Origin of the sequence: Apibacter sp. B3546, assembly GCF_009827885.1 — a bacterium.
In the GTDB taxonomy this organism is placed as follows: domain Bacteria; phylum Bacteroidota; class Bacteroidia; order Flavobacteriales; family Weeksellaceae; genus Apibacter.
This window is the reverse complement of record NZ_WINW01000002.1, coordinates 443,999-462,382: the sequence shown is the minus strand read 5'-3', so window position 1 is coordinate 462,382 and position 18,384 is coordinate 443,999. Positions and strand designations below refer to the sequence as shown.

Here is an 18,384-nt window from a genome sequence, read left to right as displayed (position 1 = left end):
ATAGGTAAAGATAAAATATTGATATGAAGACTCCATCGGATTTACTTTATAGTTCTAAACATATTTGGATAAAAATTGAAGGTAACACAGCACTTATCGGTATAACTGATTACGCACAACAACAATTGGGAGATATTATTTATATAGATGTAAATAGCATCGGTAATCAACTAAAGTTAGATGAAATTTTTGGAACTGTGGAAGCTATAAAGACCGTATCAGACCTTTTAATGCCTCTTGATGGAAAAGTGCTTGAAATGAATCTTGAGCTTGAAAATTTGCCGACATTAGTAAACACCGATCCTTATGGAAAAGGTTGGATTATAAAAGTTCAAATACAAAATAATACTTTACTAGATCAACTATTGAATGCTGAAGACTATAAAAAACTGCTTACTTAAACAGTATAAAAAAGTACGTATTATACTTTTCTTATATTTTGGGATATTGACATGGTTATTATTACGAGCCCCCCAAGGAAATAAAAATTTATTAAACTATTTTCCTCATTTCAGTGATAAGTTAATCCATACCCTAACATTTTTAGGATTAGCTTTTTTAGCTAAAATTTCATTTCCTAAAAAAAATCAATTGCTAATAATAGGAATAGGTACTCTCTATGGAATTTTGATTGAATTTTTACAAGAATATATGAAATTGGGAAGAACCTTTGAATATTCTGATATGGTGGCGGATTTTATAGGTTGTATAATTGGTTATTATATGGCAAAAAAAATGATTGAAATATTATAAGCTATTTTTTTACTTGAAATCAATGATTATTCGAAAATATAATTTCAATCAAAGTTAAAATTTCATAAATCAAAAGAAATTTTAGAAATTTAAAAATACACCCGTTCGCAACATATCGCAGATTTACTTCTAAATTAGATAAAATAAAAATATTTTGCATTTAAATTTTATAATAAAATACTCTTAAAATTTAAGATAAGTGTAAAAACTAAGTATGAAAAGCATTTTTTTATTCTTATAAAAAATAAAAAATAAAATTAGAGTTTATTGATAAAATTGTGTAAATTAGCACGTTGAGATTGTTATTATACTTCCTTCTACTTTTTAATTTGAATAGCTAGTTTTTAGTCTGATTTCTTCTCAATTAATTTTTTACCAATTTTTTAAAATTTTTATATGAACATTTTTATTTCAAACCTGAATTACAGGTTGACCAACGAAGATTTACATGACTTATTTTCAGAGTACGGAGAAGTTGAATCAGCAAAAATAATACAAGATCGTGAAACCGGAAGATCCAGAGGTTTTGGATTTGTTGAAATGGCAGATGCAGAAGCTAAAACGGCTATTCAGGAATTAAATCAAAAAGAATTTGACGGTAAAGTTATTAATGTCTCAGAAGCTAGACCAAGAGATGAAAAACCCAGAAATAACTTTAGAAGAAGTTATTAATTATGGGTTACTAATTAATAAGTAAAATAAAAAACGACTGAATTCTATTCAGTCGTTTTTTATTTACAGTTTAATGTAAATGATTTTTATAATTTAAAATCAAATCCCAAATAAAACATTGAAGATACAATAGGAGCATAAATTAAAGAAGTATCGAAATAAGAACCAAAAGGATTTTCCGGATTTATAATAGGATTTCTTTGTTTATAGCCTCCCAAATTTTCCACTCCTAGATAAGATCTAAACTTATCTGTAAAATATCTGGATAGTTGAGCATTCATTAAAGTATAATTAGGCGAAAACGATTTTCGCTGATATTCTATCGGGTTTTTAGAAGTATCCGGAAGTCTTTGTTTTCCTATATATTGCAATGTAAAGTCTAATGCCCATTTACTTTTGTTTTCAGTTTCTAGAGTAGAATATGATATAGAAAATAAACCTCTATTTTTTGAAGTAAAAGGAACTTGTCGCCTGCCATCCATATAATCGGCTTTAATATCATACCATTTATAAGCAAAATGCAATTCCAGATTGGAAATAGGAACAATATCCCATACTGCCTGAAAAGTATTTGAAAAAGATTTTCCATCTAAATTATAAAACCAAAGCGCTTGAGACGATCGATCCAAGTCTATGAGAACTTGTTTTTTAAAATCCGTTCGGTAAAAATCGATCGTAAACGTATTCTTGATAGCTCCAATTTTAAAATCCTGAATTATACTACCTCCATAGTTCCATGCAATTTCATGTTTTAAACCATAAATATCGCCATGGTTTGATTGAATATGTACCTTACGAGACGAAGCAAAATACTGCATATTTTCAGAAAATATATTGGCTGTTCTCATGCCTTTTCCCGCAGCTAATCGAAGGGTTGTTTTAGGCAAGAAAGAATATTTAATATTAATTCTTGGTAACACTTGGTTTTCCGCCAAATTGTGAAAATCAGTTCTGGCGCCCAATACTAAAGTTACATTTTTAATTGCAGTAGTAGTATATTCGGCAAAAATCCCGGGTACATTTTCAGTTCTTTTATAATTGGAATTTTCAAAATCCTCATTGAAAGCATCATGAAGATAACTTGCACCTAAGGTATATTTGTGATTCGTGTTACCAATGATACTCTCAAATAATAAATTGGTAAAAAATGAATTTTCATTACCATTATATACCCTTTGACCGAAATAACTATCAATAGTATGATGAATAAATTTAGTTTGTAAACCTATGCTTTGATAAGGTTTAGTAAGAAAGACAAATCCGGTTTTATTCCAGATTTCAAAATGTGTATTTTCAATACCTAGTCCATAATGATTTTGAGTCAAACGGTCTGTTGATTCTCTGAATTTTTTTTGACCTCCGATTTGTTTATCATAAAGCGCCTGAATACCTATTTGAGAACCCCATCCGTTTTTTTTAATACCGTCATAATGGATGATATCCATTACATTTAGTTGTTTGGAAAGAGGACTATCAAGATATCCGTCATGATTCATATCTTCTTTAGCAAACCTTCCGCTCAAATGAGTTAATGTGGTATTACTCCAATTATTGGAAATAGAAGATGCATTGACAACATTAAATTCCAAACGAGCATTTTGATTTGCAAAAAAATTGATAGTGGTAAAATTTTTATCTTTATACTTCATCAATTCAGTATTTATTTGACCGGTTATAGCCTCGTAGCCATTAGTAACAGTGCTGCCTCCTTTGGTAAGTTGAATGCTGTTTATCCATGTGCCGGGTATAAAATTTATTCCACTGGCGGTGGACAATCCTCTTACCTCCGGCATATTATCAACGGTTAAGGAAGTATATTTTTGATCTAATCCTAACATTTTAATCTGTTTTGAACCCGTTACTGCATTGGTTGTAGAAATATCCACAGTAGGATTTGTTTCAAAACTTTCAGCCAAATTACAACAGGCGGCTTTCAACAATTCCGTTTTATTAATTGTATAGGTAAGAGCAGCAGAATTGGCTTTTATACTTACCGCCTTGGCTCTTTGTCGGACAACAACCTCATCCAATACTTTCTCTGAAGAAGAAGGTTTGGGTTCTAAAAAAATATCTAGGGGATGATCAACATCATCAATTTTAATTTCTTGAGAAATAAAGCCGTCTTTTGCTGCTTCAATAGTATAAAGACCGTCGTGGTACATCAGCTCAAAATTGCCTAAGCTGTCGGTTACAGTTTTCATAATCGGGTGTTCTTTCCAATTTACATCAGCTCCCCGAACGGGTATATTTTCTCCATTTTCCAAAGTAGTTAGTATACGACCTTTTAATGTTTTATGCTGGGCTACAGCCAATAGACCGTAAACGAGCAAAAACATACTTATATATTTTTTCATTTTTTGTTATTTAGTTATAAAAAATTGATTTTTAAACCGGCATTACTGAATGTTGATTATATACAATAATGCATCTTATCCTATCTTATATAAAATAGAATAAACTGAACCATGAAAAAATATACGTTATCCGTAGTAGGTATAACGACAATAAAATTTATATAATTGATAAACAGGGGGAGGAGGGTTACAATAAAGTTGTGCTATACCCTCTTGTTGAGAAGATGCCCAATTAAATAGATTCCAATTTACATTGGGAATAATTCCCAGAACTGTAAAAATTAAATGTTGAAAATTGGAATCAAATGAAAAAAAGCTATTTTCGTTCGATTTTATTAGGACGTCCTTACAGCAAAAATCTCTTTCAAAAGAAGGATAATCCTTTTTCTCAGAATGTTTTAATTCGTTGGAAAATTTTTTGAAATTAATGGTATAGCCAATATTTTCTCCGTGACACCAATTTTGGTATATGAAGAGATTAAGATTTGCAAATAAAACCAAGCAAATCAAAAGTATAGACTGAATTAATTTCATCAAGTAAAGATAAAAAAATTATTTGGATTGGCCGGTTGAAATTAATTGCATGATATAAAAATCAATGATACTAATGCTTAAAATGACGTATTCCCGTAAATATCATAGGAATATTGTATTCATTACAAGCCTCAATGCTTTCTTTATCACGTATGGAACCTCCGGGCTGAATAATAGCAGTTATACCATTCTTTGCGGCGGTATCTACTACATCTCGAAAGGGAAAGAATGCATCAGAAGCCAAAACCAAATGATCGGTTCTTTTTTCTTTGGCACGTTCAATTGCTTCTTGAGCCGCCCATATTCTATTAGTTTGTCCCGAACCAATACCCAGGGCTTGGAAATCAGAAGCAACCACAATAGCATTGGATTTGGCATGTTTAACTATTTTTTGAGCAAAAATTAAATCTTCCAATTGTTTTTTGTCAGGAGCTGAATTTGTTACTTGAGTAAAATCAGTAGCTGCAGCATGATCCACGTCCTGAACTAATAAACCGCCGTCGACCTTAACGAATTCAATTGAATCCGATACAGGGTTGTTTACTTTTATAACGCGCAAACTTTTTTTAGAAGATAATACTTGTAAAGCTTCACCCGTAAATGATGGAGCAATAACTATTTCTAAAAAAACGGTTACCAATAAACGAGCCGTTTCCTCATCAACAGTTCGATTAAAAGCGATGATCCCTCCAAAAATTGAAATTGGATCACATTCAAATGCTTTTTGATAAGCTTCAACTATAGTATTTCCCAGAGCTACTCCACAGGGAGTAGAATGTTTTACCGCACAACAGGAAATTTCTGAAAATTCATTAACAACCTTATACGCCATATCCATATCTCGGAAATTATTAAATGAAAGTTCTTTGCCTTGTAATTGTTCAAAGTCCTTCATAGCTCCGTTTTTGGATTTATCTATATAAAATGCTGCTTTTTGATGGGGATTTTCTCCATACCTTAGATTTTCAACTTTTTCAAAAGAAGTGTTCAAATACTTAGGATAATCATCCTGCAAAAGATATGCGGATATGGCTGCATCATAGGAAGATGTCAGGTTAAACACTTTACCGGCCAATTTTTTTCGTGTAGCTAAAGAAGTATTTCCATCTTTTTTTAACTCTTCTATTACTAAACTATAATCTTCAATTTGAGATATAACCGTTACAAAGTGAAAATTTTTTGCTGCAGATCGTAGCATAGTAGGTCCGCCTATATCAATAAATTCTATCATTTCCTGCTCTGATAATCCTTTATTTAATTTATCGAAAAACGGATATAGGTTCACAATAACCAGATCTATAGTTTTTATATTAAGATCATGAATGGATTGTAAATGTTCTTCTTTTGTTCTGGAAGCCAGTATACCCCCATGAATAGAAGGATGTAACGTTTTAACTCTTCCATCCAATATTTCAGGAAAACCGGTATATTCACTAACTTCGGTGACATTAAGGCCGTTGGATATTAGATGCTTATAAGTTCCACCGGTTGAAATAATTTCATACCCTTGAGATTGTAAAAAAATTGAAAAATCAATTATATTGGTTTTGTCTGAAACACTTATTAAAGCTCTTTTCATTACTATGATTTTACATTTATTCGGTAATTAAATAAAAGGCTTTTCCTTTTACATCATCATCTACAGATTGAGGGATATCCTGATATTCTTCCCAGTAACTATTTTTAAGTTTAACTCCATTTTCTTTAGCATATTTATCTAAAGTGTAACGGGTTTTAAAAAGGGTATGAACGTTTTCATTTATAGGAGTAGTGATTGCTTTTCCGGCAGGTAGAGTTATCAAGCTCATAACAGAATTAGGAGGGTTTATATTAGATTCCACGGGATAACCTGTATAAAAAATGGTACTTTTAGCCAATGTGTCAAAAGTACTATAATAAACAATAGGATTATCAATATCTTTATAAGAATATTTTAAACTATCTGTTAAATAATTTGATATTTCATGTAAAGATTTATACATAGCTTTATAAACATCCTCGGCATTTGTGGAAGTTTCATTTTTAATGGCTAACAATTGAATCCCTTTGAAATCAATATATTCAGCATCACCTTCGTGGAGTTGTTTATTCGATCGCCCATTCTGCAACAATATAGAAAGTTTATCAAGACTTTTATTTAAGCTTTCCTCCAATTTTTGAGAATATAAATAAGCAAAAATGCGAGTAAAATAAGTAAAATTTTCTGTTGTGAGGTGGATGGTTACATTGGTTACTCCTCCGTTTGATTGAAAATCTATATCCTCGATACAAACTACACCGTTTTCAACAAAAATTATTTGAGATTTTATGGTGTTATTTATTTTACTTTTTAAAATTTTATATTCTCCTTTACCTATAGAATGATCCTTAGCATTATTCCAAGTTAAACTGCTTCCTGTACCTTTATAAGGGGCAAAATAATTAATCCGTGTATTTACAGAATCTTCATTAATTAACAAGCCCCAAGAAGCGTAATTTTCAAGATCATTAAATTCCGCAAAGACTTCACTGATTGGATTGTTAAATTCTTTAGTAGTTGTAATTTCTATATTTTTTGGAAGAAAAGATGGCATTATGCATCCGGCAACAATTATCAAAAAAACTAAAAAAAGAAAAATATTAACAATCTTTTTCATGTAAATAAGAAGTTATTAGACGTAAATAATGAATTTAGTGTGAAAACACAAAGCTACAAAAAACATATATACAGACGTATAAAAAGACTATTAATTTTAAAAAGTAAGGACACTGAACTATGCAATGTCCTTACTTTAAGTATTATAAATTATTACAATTATTTATCGGTGCCAGGATTGGTTTCAGGAGCTAAAACAACACCTTCTATTCTTACCGGTAAATTTGGTTTTTTCTCATCATTAGAAGATATAGTAATGGTTCTGCTGAATCTTCCTACATTAGAAGTATTGTAGGTAACCGTAATTTCACCTTTTTTTCCCGGTGCGATAGGTTCTGTAGTCCATTGAGGTACCGTACATCCGCAAGAAGTGTTTATATTGGAAATAATTAACGGTTTATCTCCCACATTTTGAATTTTTATAATTCTTTTACCATTAGATCCTTTGTTTACATTCCCATAATCTACCGTATTATTTTCATAATTGGTAATTTTAATTTCCTGAGCATTGCTGAAAATGAATGCTCCCAATAGGAATGCCGAACTTAAAACGAACTTTTTCATGTTTGATATATATTTAACTATTTTTTTAACTATTGAACTTCCCCTTTAATTTTTAAAAGCTTTCTTGAAATTTTTGGATCATTACTGAATACCTCAATTGATTTGGAAAATTTACCAAGATTCTTTGTATTATACTTAACGTTTATCACACCTGATTTACCCGGTAAAATAGGAGTTCTGGTCCATGAAGGTACAGAACAATCACATGATGATTTAACATTGGAAATAATCAAAGGTTTGTCACCTGTATTGGTAAATTTGAAAATTTGATTACCGTCAGAATTTTTTTTAATTATTCCATAATCTATTTGATCTTGACTGAATGTTATAGATTGAGCGGAAATGAAACTTCCTAAAAATAGGAGAAAAACTAATATAGCAGTTTTTTTCATACTTGTAAAGATATAAAATTTTAAATTCACTTTAGCTTAATTTTATTTTCAAAAATAATACCATCTAATAATATAATTGGTAATAAAAATGAATTTTTTGAAATCATAAACAGAAGGTCTTATATAAATTTAGCTCTTTCATAGGGTAGGGGCCATAAAGTGTCTATTTCTAAAATATGGGCGGCTTCCAAAGCAAAATATGGATTACGTAACAGCTCTCTACCCAGGAAAATTAAATCAGCTTCGTTATTTTCGAGTATTTCTTCTGCTTGAACAGCTTGGGTTATCAATCCAACCGTTCCGGTTATTATGGCAGAATTATTTTTTATTTTATTAGCAAAAGGCACTTGGTAATTAGATTTATTGGGTATTTTAGCATGGGGAGTTAAACCACCGGATGAGACATCCAAAACCTCTACACCTAAATTTTTTACTATTTCGGCCAATTCTACAGATTCATCTACACTCCAACCGCCTTCTATCCAATCGGTGGCAGAAATTCTAACCCATAGAGAAATTCTTTTAGGAAGTATTTGTTTAATTGCTTCTATAATTCTAACCAACAATCGAATTCTATTTTGAAAATTACCTCCATAATCATCTTTTCTTACATTACTAAGAGGAGATAAAAATTCATGAATGAGATATCCATGAGCAGCGTGTATTTCAATAATATCATAACCTGCTTTCACAGCTCTTTCTGCTCCTTCTTTAAAATCATTGATAATGATATTTATTTCATCAATAGATAGTTCTCTTGGTTTTTGGGAATTACCGTCGAAAGGAACAGGAGAAGGCGCTACTATAGCCCATTTCTTATATCCTTCTTCCAGTTTTTCATTAGGAAGCCAAGGAATAGGAGTACTGGCCTTTCGTCCTGCATGAGCTAATTGGATACCCGCTAAACAGTTATTATTGTGAATTGATTGTACAATTTCACTTAATTTAAGAATATGTTCGTCTTTCCAGATACCCAAATCTTTATAGGTAATTCTACCTTGAGGGGAAACGGCAGTGGCCTCTTGAATAATTGCCGCAACTCCTCCCACCGCACGGGTTCCATAGTGTATTAAGTGCCAATTATTGGCAAAACCATCATGAGCAGAGTATTGACACATGGGAGACATTATGATCCTGTTTTTTAGCGTGTTACCTTCTAAAGGTAAAGGTTTAAATAATTTTGACATACTATTTTTAGGTTTTTATTGTTTTTTTAGATAATATATAATAACTATGATGTTGTTTTTAAAATATATACAAATCAAAGTTAATAACTTTACAATGGATACCCCAATTAAAAATAAATTATATTAAAAAATATTATATTTTTGTAATTATAATATTTATAAAAGTATGATAGGATATATCAGAAATTCCTTGACATTAGTGTTAGCTTTTAGCATATCTTTAAGACTCTGTTCTCAATCACTATCATTTTCTGAATCTCAGATTATTATGTATAAAGAAAATAATCTGATTAAAGCAGCCGAGAAGCAAGAAGAAGCCTATCAATTTGACTTAAAATCTTACAAAGGATTACGTTTTCCTCAATTAGACATTTTTGGAGCCGGTATATACCGAGATAAAAAAATTGGAACCAATTTAAATGGTGCCAGATCAGAAGTTGCAGATGCTTTAAATATTTCAGATCCTGAAGAATTAGGAAATTGGGATGTAAATCTTCTCAAAAGAGATATAGCCTTAGGAGGACTTAAATTTACTTGGCCATTGTTCACAGGAGGAAAAATTAATGCCGCTATTGAAGCTTCAAAATTAAAGGCAGAAATAGGAAACAAAGAGTTAGTAAGTACTAAAAATAAGCTGATTTCGGAATTAGCCGAAAGATATTTTCAAGTTAAACTAGCTGAAGATGCAGTTTTAGTAAGAAAACAAGTGTTGGACGGAATGAATCAACATTTGTATAATGCCACTAAAATGGAACAACAAGGGTTGATAGCACCTGTTGAAAAACTTCAAGCAGATGTTGCCGTATCAGAAGCTAATCGACAATATCTTGCCGCTCAAAAAGATGCTGAATTGGCAAGAGTAGCATTGGCAAATACCTTAGGAATAGATCAAGTTAATGAAGAATTAACAACTCCATTTTTTATTGTTCCTTATTTACATCCGTTAGATTATTACCAGGATTTCGCCATTGAAAATTATCCGGAATTACAAAAGCTTCAACTTCAAGTTGAATTAACAGAACAATCAATTAAATCCAAAAAATCAACCTATTACCCAACCATATCAGCCTTAGGAAATTCAATTTTAATTCATAATAACCCGATAGGAGGTATGAAAAAAAATAGAAAACCCTGGTCTTTGGGTGTAGGAATGACCTATACTATTTTTAACGGTCTGCAATACAAAAATGAAATAAAATCAGCAAAAGCAACCAAAGAAAGTGTATTATATTCTCAAGATAAAGCTAAAAAAGACATTCGGACTCTGATTGAAAAAATATTTCAAGACATACAAAAACAAGAAGAACAAATACAAAACTTAGATGTTCAAATAGTTCAAGCAGAAGAATTACTTCGAGTGAGAGTAAAAGGATTTTCAGAAGGGGTTCAAACCTCAACAGATGTGGTCGATGCTGAAGTTAATTTATCGGGTATAAAGCTGCAAAAAATACAAGCCAGTTATAATTATGTGGTCGATTTAGCATCTTTATTAGAATATAGCGGATTAAGTCAAGATTTTATAAAATATACGAATCAATAATCATTTTATATGAAAAGTAAACTTATAAGTTCCATCATAAGTATCATAATAATTGTAGCCATAATAGGCCTTTCTATATGGTTTATGAATAAGCCGACTCAAGTAACCATTCAAGGTCAAGTAGATGCTACCCAAATTAATGTATCACCTAAAATTGCAGGAAGACTCGAACAGGTACTAATCAAGGAAGGAGACATGGTAAAAGAAGGTGATTTGTTGGCTGTCTTAAGTACACCGGAGTTAGATGCTAAATTAGTACAAGCAGAATCTGCAAAAGCTGCAGCAGAAGCACAAGATAAAAAAGCCAAAAAAGGAACTCGAACAGAACAAATACAAGGGGCTTACAATCAATGGCAACAAGCAAAAGCATCAGCAGAGCTTGCAGATAAGACTTATGAAAGAATGCAGAATTTATATAACGATAAAGTAATATCTGCGCAAAAAAGAGATGAAGCGTTCACTCAAAGTAAGGCTTCCAGAGAATTAGAGAAAGCAGCCTATGCTAATTATAAAATGGCAATAAATGGATCAAGAAGTGAGGATAAAGAAGCAGCATCTGCACAAGTTAACCAAGCGCAAGGAGCAATAGAAGAGGTATTAGCTTATAAAAAAGAAGCTAAAGTACTTTCACCTTCAAATGCCGAAGTATTAAAAATAATTCCGAATAGAGGAGAGGTTGTAAGTGCGGGATATCCAATTGTAAATCTGGTTGATTTAAATGATGTTTGGGTGGTGTTTAACATCAAGGAGAATTTAATGTCAAGTTTTAAAAAAGGTTCCACTTTCGAAGCACAAATTCCCGCGTTAAACAATAAAAAAATTAAATTACAAGTTCGTTATATTGCAGCTCAAGGAGACTTTGCTACATGGAGTGCTACCAAAACTCAAGGCGATTTTGATATGAAAACCTTTGAGATTAAAGCATATCCCATGGAAAAAGTGGAAGGCTTAAGACCCGGTATGAGTGCATTAGTTGATGAAAAATCATTGAAAAAAGATTAATGCAAAAAGGCTTTTTTTCCATATTTTTAAATGAGGTTCAAAGGCTTTTAACCAGTCCAAGATTAATGTTTTTGGCTGTAATTTTGCCTTGTGGATTATTTTTATATTATGCTAGTCTTTTGCAGGAAGGAGTACCTCGAAAATTTCCCGTTGTTTTATTAGATCAAGACAAATCGAATACATCCAGAGAATTGGGAAGGATGCTGAATGCAACTTCTTCTATGGATATCGTGGCTGAAGTGGAGAATCAACAAGATGGGGAGAAAATGATACGAACGGATAAGGCTTTTGCCTTAATTATTATTCCGACAAATTTTGAAAATGATATTTATAGAAATATCGATACTCAAGTAGCTTGTTATTACAATAATAACTATCTCTTAGCCGGAGGATTGATTAATAAAGCCTTTCAATCAACGGTAGGATCTTTTGCTGCCGGAGCTCACATCAGTGGCTTAACACAAAAAGGACTAACTCAAAAACAAGCTTTAGCAGCTACATCTCCCATAAATTCAAAACAACATATACTGTTTAATCCCTACACAAACTATTCCTATTATCTTACCATTGCTTTAATGCCTATGGCCTTGCAAATAATAGTGATGGTAGTATCAATCTATGTGTTAGGATCAGTACTGAAAGACCGAAAAGGCAGAGAACTATATGTAAAAAGTAGAGGAAATGTATGGGTTTCATTTTGGGCCAAAACTTTACCGTATACCCTTTTGTTTTCTTTAATCGGTTTTTTTATGAATAGTTTATTGTACTATAAAATAGGAATTCCTTTAAGAGGTAATTTTCTTATTGTGAATATTTATTTTATAGTATTTGTAATCGTTTGTCAGTTATTTGGATTATTTTACGTCAGCTTTAATAAAGATTTGCGTTCGGCCTTGACCCTAGGCGGTTCCTATTCAGCCATAGCATTTTCATTTACCGGATATACTTTTCCTAAGGAAGGCTTACCGGATGTGATACAATATTTAAGTTATACATTTCCATTTACTTCTTATTTGCGGTTTATTATTGATTATGCCGTCAGAGGAATTGCGATAGGTAGTCTTAACTTCGGTTATATAATAGCTTTTATGATATTTTGTCTGATAGGATTTGCGTCCATGCCCGGCTATAATCGATTATTAAAAAAAGGAGGATATTATGTTTAAAGATCTAGTAGAATATATATCGGTAATAGGCAAAACATTTGTAAAAGAAATTCGTCTTATATTTTCAGATGCAGCCGTAAAATCATCCTATCTTATTAGTCCCATAATAGTTGGCTTTTTATATTCATATATTTATTCTAATGAAATAGTTACTAAAATACCCATAGCTGTTGTAGACCAGGACCAGTCACAGATGACTCATACCATTACACGAATGGTAAATTCATCTCAACAGGTTAAAATAGATCATTCTGCTACCAGCTTATTAGAAGCTGAAAATCTTTTTAATTTAGGAAAGGTTAAAGGTATTATTCTTTTACCTAAAGATTTTACCAGAAAATTACAAAAAGGGGAAGTACCTTCTATTTCCGTATATTGTGATGCATCATACATGCTTTATTACAAACAGTTTTTAACTTCTGTAACCGCTTCTATAGGAACTTATAGTGCTCAAATTGAAGTTAATAAATTGATGGCGGGTGGAACGCCTCAAAAACAAGCAGTTGCCTCAAGAAGACCTATTGATACGGTTTCTGTTCCGTTATTTAACATAGATTCGGGATATGCAACTTTTGTTATGCCGGTTGTATTTTTAATTGCCATACAAACGCTGCAAATTTCTGCCATGGGAGTTTTGGGAGGAACACAAAGAGAACGAAAATCATATACGAAATTATACCCTTTTATTAAAAAGCCATTGGGGACTTTTCCGGTATTATTGGGTAGATCAGGTGCTTATTTGTTAATATCAATGATTTTGATGGTAATTCAAGTAGGATTGGTTATGGGAATTTTTAAATTTCCACAACGGGGTAATCCTTTTGAGGTATTTGTATTTTTAATTCCCTTTCTCTTTTCCGTTACATTTTTAGGAATATTTTTGATGAACTTTTTTAAAAAACGAGAAGATGCCATTATGATCGTCACTATATTTTCCATCCCCTCATTATTTCTTTGCGGGGTATCTTGGCCTACACTGGCATTTCCTGAATGGATAAAAGTAGTATCCTATGTATTTCCGACAACGTTAGCCGTAAAAGGATTTTTGGAAATAACCCAATCGGGAGCTTCACTTATAGAAATAAAAGAATTGTGGTTGCAAATGTGGATCATGTGTCTGATTTATTTCGTAATTGCTGCATTAACATTAAAAAGATTAGCTTATGTGAATTTAAGCAAATAAGATAAAAATAAGCCACTTTAGAACATAATACTCAAATTAAGCTGGGATCTGTTATTTTAATATTCTGATAATTTGCCATAAATTTTAATTTTTTAATAATTACATTTTTTCGACTAGTGAGTTATATCATATATAAGAGAAAAAAATATGTAGATTTATATTGTTAGATTTGTATATACAAAAAAAAAGAAATTAATTTATTTTAAATTATGGAAAACTTAATAAAATCACTAGAGAAACATGGGATTTCAGGTATTAAAGAAATTGTTCACAATCCAACCTATGAACAACTATATCAAGCGGAAATGGATCCTAAAAATGAGGGGTATGAAAAAGGAGAATTAACTACTTCAGGAGCCGTAGCCGTTAAAACAGGAGTTTTCACCGGACGTTCGCCAAAAGACCGATATATTGTAAAAGATTCAGTAACTGAAAATACTATATGGTGGGATGGTAAAATTAATGTACCAACAACTCCACAAACTTTCGATAATCTAAAAGGTTTAGTAGCTAAACAACTATCTAATAAAAAATTGTACGTGGTTGATACTTTTTGTGGAACCAATAAAGATACAAGAATGAAAGTAAGATTTGTTATGGAAGTAGCATGGCAGGCACATTTTGTTACCAATATGTTTATACGTCCATCTCAATACGAACTTGAACACTATGGAGAACCGGATTTCTTTATTATGAACGGATCTAAGGTTACCAATCCAAACTGGAAAGAACAAGGGCTGAATTCAGAAAACTTTGTTATGTTTAATCTTACCCAAAAAGTTCAAATTATTGGAGGAACATGGTATGGAGGAGAGATGAAAAAAGGTATGTTCTCCATGATGAATTACTATTTACCTTTAAAAGGAATGGCCTCTATGCACTGTTCAGCAAATGTTGGAGAAGCCGGAGATGTAGCCATTTACTTTGGTTTATCAGGTACAGGAAAAACTACTCTATCTGCTGATCCGAAGCGTTATCTAATTGGTGATGATGAACACGGATGGGATGATAACGGAGTATTTAACTACGAAGGAGGTTGCTATGCAAAAGTAATTGACCTTTCCGAGGAAAAAGAACCGGATATTTGGAGAGCTATCAGAAGAGATGCTTTATTAGAAAATGTTGTTGTAAAATCAAATGGAGAAGTAGATTTTAAAGATAAATCTATTACAGAAAACACCCGTGTTTCTTATCCTATTTACTATATCAATAAAATTGTTCTTCCATCTAAAGCCGGACATGCTAAAAAAATAATTTATTTGTCAGCAGATGCTTTTGGAGTATTGCCTCCGGTTTCCATTTTAGATGAAGAACAAGCACAATATCACTTCCTATGTGGATATACTTCCAAATTAGCAGGAACTGAAAGAGGAATTACAGAACCTCTACCATCTTTCTCACCGGCTTTTGGTGAAGCTTTTCTTTCATTACACCCAACCATGTATTCAAAAACATTGGTTTCTAAAATGAAAAAACATGGAGCTAAAGCGTATTTAGTAAATACCGGATGGAACGGAACAGGAAAACGTATATCTTTAAAAGATACTCGTGCTATTGTAGATGCTATAATTGATGGATCTATTGAGAAAGCAGCTACTAACAAAATCCCATATTTAAATCTAACTTTCCCTACTAAATTGCCAAACGTTTCCGATATATTAGACCCAAGAACTACCTATTCTAATGTATCAGAATGGGAAACAAAAGCTAAAGACTTAGCAGCTAAATATATTGCAAACTTTAAGCAATATACGGATACTGAAGAAGGTAAAAAATTAGTAGCAGCAGGACCGAAATTATAAATAACAAACATAATCACATTTTTAAATTCTCTGATTAGTTAAAATCAGAGAATTTTTTTTGAATTAAAAACTGTTAACACTATAAATTGAAAAACTTTGAAATTTGATTTACCTTCAAAATCATTATATAGAAATTTAATGAATAATTCCTAACTTTGACTTCGTATGAAAGATTTATTTGCAGATTTAAACGAAGTTCAAAAACAGGCAGTTAGTACAACAGAAGGCCCCTTAATGATAATAGCAGGTGCAGGTTCAGGAAAGACCAGGGTTTTAACTTACAGGATTGCCCATTTAATAGATAAAGGAGTAGATTCCTTTAATATTCTTGCGCTTACCTTTACGAATAAAGCAGCACGAGAAATGAAAGAAAGAATAGCAGCATTAATTGGAGGAACTGAAGCTAAAAATTTATGGATGGGAACATTTCATTCCGTTTTTGCTAGAATTTTACGTGCAGAAGCAAATAAATTAGGGTTTCCTTCTAATTTTACTATTTATGATCAACAAGATTGTCTTAATGTTATAAAAAAAATAATAAATGAACTACAGCTTGATACTGATATATATAAACCCAAACAGGTTTTAGGACGCATATCAAGTTACAAAAATAATTTAATCACGGTTCGTGCATATTTTAATAATCCGGAATTAATTGAAGCAGATACTGCCGCTATGCGACCAAAAATTGGTCACATATATCAAGCCTATGTAGATCGTTGTTTCAAATCGGGAGCAATGGATTTTGATGACCTTTTGCTTCGAACCAATGAATTGCTTACCCGTTTTCCGGAATCCTTGGCCAAATACCAAGACCGTTTTCGCTATATTATGGTGGATGAGTATCAAGATACGAATCATTCTCAATATTTAATTGTAAAAGCACTTGCATCCAGATTTGAAAATATATGTGTGGTAGGAGATGATGCGCAATCTATATATGCATTTAGGGGAGCAAATATTAGAAATATTCTAAATTTCAAAAAAGATTATCCGGATGCCAAAATAATTCCTCTGGAACAAAATTATCGATCCACCCAAATTATTGTGGAAGCAGCGAATGAGGTGATTGCCAAAAACAGGGATCAACTTGAAAAAAATGTATGGACGCAAAATCCTTCAGGAGATAAAATTCCTGTTTATAGAGCTCTCTCGGATGCGGATGAGGCAAATTATGTAGCATCAGAGATATTTTCATTGAAAATGTCTCAACAGAAAAAAAATAAAAATTTTGCCGTACTTTATCGCACCAATGCCCAATCAAGAGCTATAGAAGAAGCCTTACGAAAGAAAAATATATCTTATAAAGTATTTGGAGGACTTTCTTTTTATCAAAGAAAAGAAATTAAGGATCTCTTGGCTTATTTAAGAATATTAGTGAATCCAAAAGATCAGGAAGCACTATTAAGAATTATAAATTATCCTGCCAGAGGTATAGGAGATACAACTGTAAACAAGCTAATTGTAGGAGCAGATCAACAGCAAAAGTCTTTGGATGAAATTCTGGAACAGATTGAGTTTTTAGGAAATTCTTTAGGATTAAATAAACCAACCATTGATAAATTAGTCAACTTTTGGACTATGATTAAAAGTTTTCAGGTTTTACTGAAGACAGAAGACGTATATGAAGTTGCCATGAAAGTTGCCGTTACCTCAGGAATTCTAAAAACATTAAAAGAAGACGACACACCTGAAGGAATTTCACGAGTAGAAAATATACAAGAATTATTAAACAGTTTACAAGGTTTTGTAGATGAACAAAGACAGTTGGATGAAGGGGATCCTAGTTTGAATTTTTTCCTGGAAAATATAGCTTTGGCGTCAGATTTAGATTCAGGTGAAGAAGACGATGATAAAGTTTCATTAATGACGATCCATTTAGCCAAAGGGTTGGAATTTCCGGTGGTTTTTATAGTTGGTTTAGAAGAAAATTTATTTCCTTCACAAATGTCATTAAATACTCGTCAGGAATTAGAAGAAGAAAGAAGATTATTTTATGTAGCATTAACCAGAGCTGAAGAAAAAGCCTATTTTACATACGCTACTACACGTTTCAGATGGGGTAAAATAGTGGATGGAGAGCCGAGTAGATTTTTGGAGGAAATCAGCGAAAAGCATTTGGAAGTCTTGAATATCAGTTTTACGAATTCGATAAGAAATAATTCGGGATTGAACTCGGATATCTTTGCCGATGATTTTGCACCTAGATATCCCAAAGGACCCAATCCTGTTTATCAGAAGTCGAAAGATCCGATTAAATCACCTCAAAACTTAAAGCCCATATCTAATGCAAAATTAGCAAATCCGGTAGGTGGTTCGATTGCCAATTTAAAAATAGGAGATCATGTCTTGCATGACCGTTTCGGAAAAGGTACAGTAGTATCTATTGAAGGGGATCCCGAAAATGCTAAAGCACTTATAAATTTTGAAAATGAGGGAGATAAAAAATTATTGTTAAAATTTGCTAAACTCAAAGTTTTAGAATAAATAACTATTTTCAAAAATATATTTAATCTTTTTGCACAAAAAATTCAAACCCCATAAAGACAGAAAAATTAATAATAAAATGTAATAAAGAAAACGGTTGATAAAACCGTTTT

General features: G+C 31.9%; 16 protein-coding genes. 9 read left to right on the top strand and 7 right to left on the bottom strand.

Going from position 1 to position 18,384, the window contains the following annotated elements; all coding sequences use genetic code 11:
• The first annotated feature begins 23 nt into the window (after positions 1 to 23).
• The 3 genes from gcvH (at position 24) to GFU93_RS02155 (ending at position 1,425) form a co-directional block, all read left to right on the top strand.
• Positions 24 to 401, top strand: a complete 378-nt coding sequence (gcvH, locus tag GFU93_RS02165; protein ID WP_160566807.1) for a glycine cleavage system protein GcvH — start codon at positions 24 to 26, stop codon at positions 399 to 401.
• A 46-nt stretch (positions 402 to 447) separates the two neighbouring features.
• Entirely contained in the window at positions 448 to 753 is a 306-nt protein-coding gene (locus GFU93_RS02160) for a VanZ family protein (protein WP_160566804.1), read from the top strand.
• 396 nt (positions 754 to 1,149) lie between these two features.
• Complete coding sequence (locus GFU93_RS02155) at positions 1,150 to 1,425, top strand: RNA-binding protein (protein ID WP_105297947.1); 276 nt, start codon at positions 1,150 to 1,152, stop codon at positions 1,423 to 1,425.
• Positions 1,426 to 1,511: 86 nt separating this feature from the next.
• Here the strand turns inward: GFU93_RS02155 and GFU93_RS02150 are convergent, their stop codons facing one another.
• From GFU93_RS02150 to GFU93_RS02120, 7 genes are all read right to left on the bottom strand, one after another.
• Positions 1,512 to 3,779 (bottom strand): TonB-dependent receptor plug domain-containing protein, encoded by a 2,268-nt coding sequence (locus tag GFU93_RS02150; RefSeq protein WP_160566801.1) that lies wholly within the window; start codon positions 3,777 to 3,779, stop codon positions 1,512 to 1,514.
• A gap of 126 nt (positions 3,780 to 3,905) precedes the next feature.
• Positions 3,906 to 4,313, bottom strand: coding sequence for a hypothetical protein (locus tag GFU93_RS02145; protein ID WP_160566798.1), 408 nt, complete (start codon positions 4,311 to 4,313; stop codon positions 3,906 to 3,908).
• Between the two features lie 70 nt (positions 4,314 to 4,383).
• Entirely contained in the window at positions 4,384 to 5,892 is a 1,509-nt protein-coding gene (gene purH, locus GFU93_RS02140) for a bifunctional phosphoribosylaminoimidazolecarboxamide formyltransferase/IMP cyclohydrolase (RefSeq protein WP_160566795.1), read from the bottom strand.
• A gap of 16 nt (positions 5,893 to 5,908) precedes the next feature.
• Positions 5,909 to 6,949 (bottom strand): hypothetical protein, encoded by a 1,041-nt coding sequence (locus GFU93_RS02135; RefSeq protein ID WP_160566792.1) that lies wholly within the window; start codon positions 6,947 to 6,949, stop codon positions 5,909 to 5,911.
• A gap of 158 nt (positions 6,950 to 7,107) precedes the next feature.
• Positions 7,108 to 7,512, bottom strand: coding sequence for a DUF1573 domain-containing protein (locus GFU93_RS02130; RefSeq protein ID WP_160566789.1), 405 nt, complete (start codon positions 7,510 to 7,512; stop codon positions 7,108 to 7,110).
• Positions 7,513 to 7,541: 29 nt separating this feature from the next.
• Positions 7,542 to 7,904, bottom strand: coding sequence for a DUF1573 domain-containing protein (locus tag GFU93_RS02125; RefSeq protein WP_160566786.1), 363 nt, complete (start codon positions 7,902 to 7,904; stop codon positions 7,542 to 7,544).
• Positions 7,905 to 8,023: 119 nt separating this feature from the next.
• Positions 8,024 to 9,091: an NADH:flavin oxidoreductase/NADH oxidase gene (locus GFU93_RS02120; protein ID WP_160566783.1), complete on the bottom strand. Its 1,068-nt coding sequence runs from the start codon at positions 9,089 to 9,091 to the stop codon at positions 8,024 to 8,026.
• Positions 9,092 to 9,257: 166 nt separating this feature from the next.
• On the opposite strand from GFU93_RS02120, the gene GFU93_RS02115 reads away from it, so the two are divergent.
• The 6 genes from GFU93_RS02115 (at position 9,258) to GFU93_RS02090 (ending at position 18,271) form a co-directional block, all read left to right on the top strand.
• On the top strand, positions 9,258 to 10,631 hold the full coding sequence (locus tag GFU93_RS02115; RefSeq protein WP_160566780.1) for a TolC family protein: 1,374 nt from the start codon (positions 9,258 to 9,260) through the stop codon (positions 10,629 to 10,631).
• Positions 10,632 to 10,640: 9 nt separating this feature from the next.
• Positions 10,641 to 11,633 (top strand): HlyD family secretion protein, encoded by a 993-nt coding sequence (locus GFU93_RS02110; RefSeq protein ID WP_160566777.1) that lies wholly within the window; start codon positions 10,641 to 10,643, stop codon positions 11,631 to 11,633.
• The gene (locus GFU93_RS02105; protein WP_160566774.1) at positions 11,633 to 12,799 is read left to right on the top strand and encodes an ABC transporter permease; all 1,167 of its coding nucleotides are present in this window, start codon (positions 11,633 to 11,635) and stop codon (positions 12,797 to 12,799) included. Before GFU93_RS02110 ends, GFU93_RS02105 begins: the two co-directional genes overlap by 1 nt.
• Positions 12,792 to 13,982, top strand: coding sequence for an ABC transporter permease (locus GFU93_RS02100; protein WP_160566771.1), 1,191 nt, complete (start codon positions 12,792 to 12,794; stop codon positions 13,980 to 13,982). The genes GFU93_RS02105 and GFU93_RS02100 overlap by 8 nt, the downstream gene beginning before the upstream one ends.
• A gap of 209 nt (positions 13,983 to 14,191) precedes the next feature.
• Positions 14,192 to 15,784, top strand: coding sequence for a phosphoenolpyruvate carboxykinase (ATP) (gene pckA / locus GFU93_RS02095; protein WP_160566768.1), 1,593 nt, complete (start codon positions 14,192 to 14,194; stop codon positions 15,782 to 15,784).
• A 165-nt stretch (positions 15,785 to 15,949) separates the two neighbouring features.
• Entirely contained in the window at positions 15,950 to 18,271 is a 2,322-nt protein-coding gene (locus GFU93_RS02090; RefSeq protein WP_160566765.1) for an ATP-dependent helicase, read from the top strand.
• Positions 18,272 to 18,384: the final 113 nt, after the last annotated feature.

Bases quoted from the DNA above. Each gene is read 5' to 3' on its own strand.
- gcvH (WP_160566807.1), top strand. From the start codon at position 24: ATGAAGACTCCATCGGATTTACTTTATAGTTCTAAACATATTTGGATA.
- GFU93_RS02155 (WP_105297947.1), top strand. From the start codon at position 1,150: ATGAACATTTTTATTTCAAACCTGAATTACAGGTTGACCAACGAAGAT.
- GFU93_RS02150 (WP_160566801.1), bottom strand. From the start codon at position 3,779: ATGAAAAAATATATAAGTATGTTTTTGCTCGTTTACGGTCTATTGGCT.
- GFU93_RS02145 (WP_160566798.1), bottom strand. From the start codon at position 4,313: ATGAAATTAATTCAGTCTATACTTTTGATTTGCTTGGTTTTATTTGCA.
- purH (WP_160566795.1), bottom strand. From the start codon at position 5,892: ATGAAAAGAGCTTTAATAAGTGTTTCAGACAAAACCAATATAATTGAT.
- GFU93_RS02135 (WP_160566792.1), bottom strand. From the start codon at position 6,949: ATGAAAAAGATTGTTAATATTTTTCTTTTTTTAGTTTTTTTGATAATT.
- GFU93_RS02130 (WP_160566789.1), bottom strand. From the start codon at position 7,512: ATGAAAAAGTTCGTTTTAAGTTCGGCATTCCTATTGGGAGCATTCATT.
- GFU93_RS02125 (WP_160566786.1), bottom strand. From the start codon at position 7,904: ATGAAAAAAACTGCTATATTAGTTTTTCTCCTATTTTTAGGAAGTTTC.
- GFU93_RS02120 (WP_160566783.1), bottom strand. From the start codon at position 9,091: ATGTCAAAATTATTTAAACCTTTACCTTTAGAAGGTAACACGCTAAAA.
- GFU93_RS02115 (WP_160566780.1), top strand. From the start codon at position 9,258: ATGATAGGATATATCAGAAATTCCTTGACATTAGTGTTAGCTTTTAGC.
- GFU93_RS02110 (WP_160566777.1), top strand. From the start codon at position 10,641: ATGAAAAGTAAACTTATAAGTTCCATCATAAGTATCATAATAATTGTA.
- GFU93_RS02105 (WP_160566774.1), top strand. From the start codon at position 11,633: ATGCAAAAAGGCTTTTTTTCCATATTTTTAAATGAGGTTCAAAGGCTT.
- GFU93_RS02100 (WP_160566771.1), top strand. From the start codon at position 12,792: ATGTTTAAAGATCTAGTAGAATATATATCGGTAATAGGCAAAACATTT.
- pckA (WP_160566768.1), top strand. From the start codon at position 14,192: ATGGAAAACTTAATAAAATCACTAGAGAAACATGGGATTTCAGGTATT.
- GFU93_RS02090 (WP_160566765.1), top strand. From the start codon at position 15,950: ATGAAAGATTTATTTGCAGATTTAAACGAAGTTCAAAAACAGGCAGTT.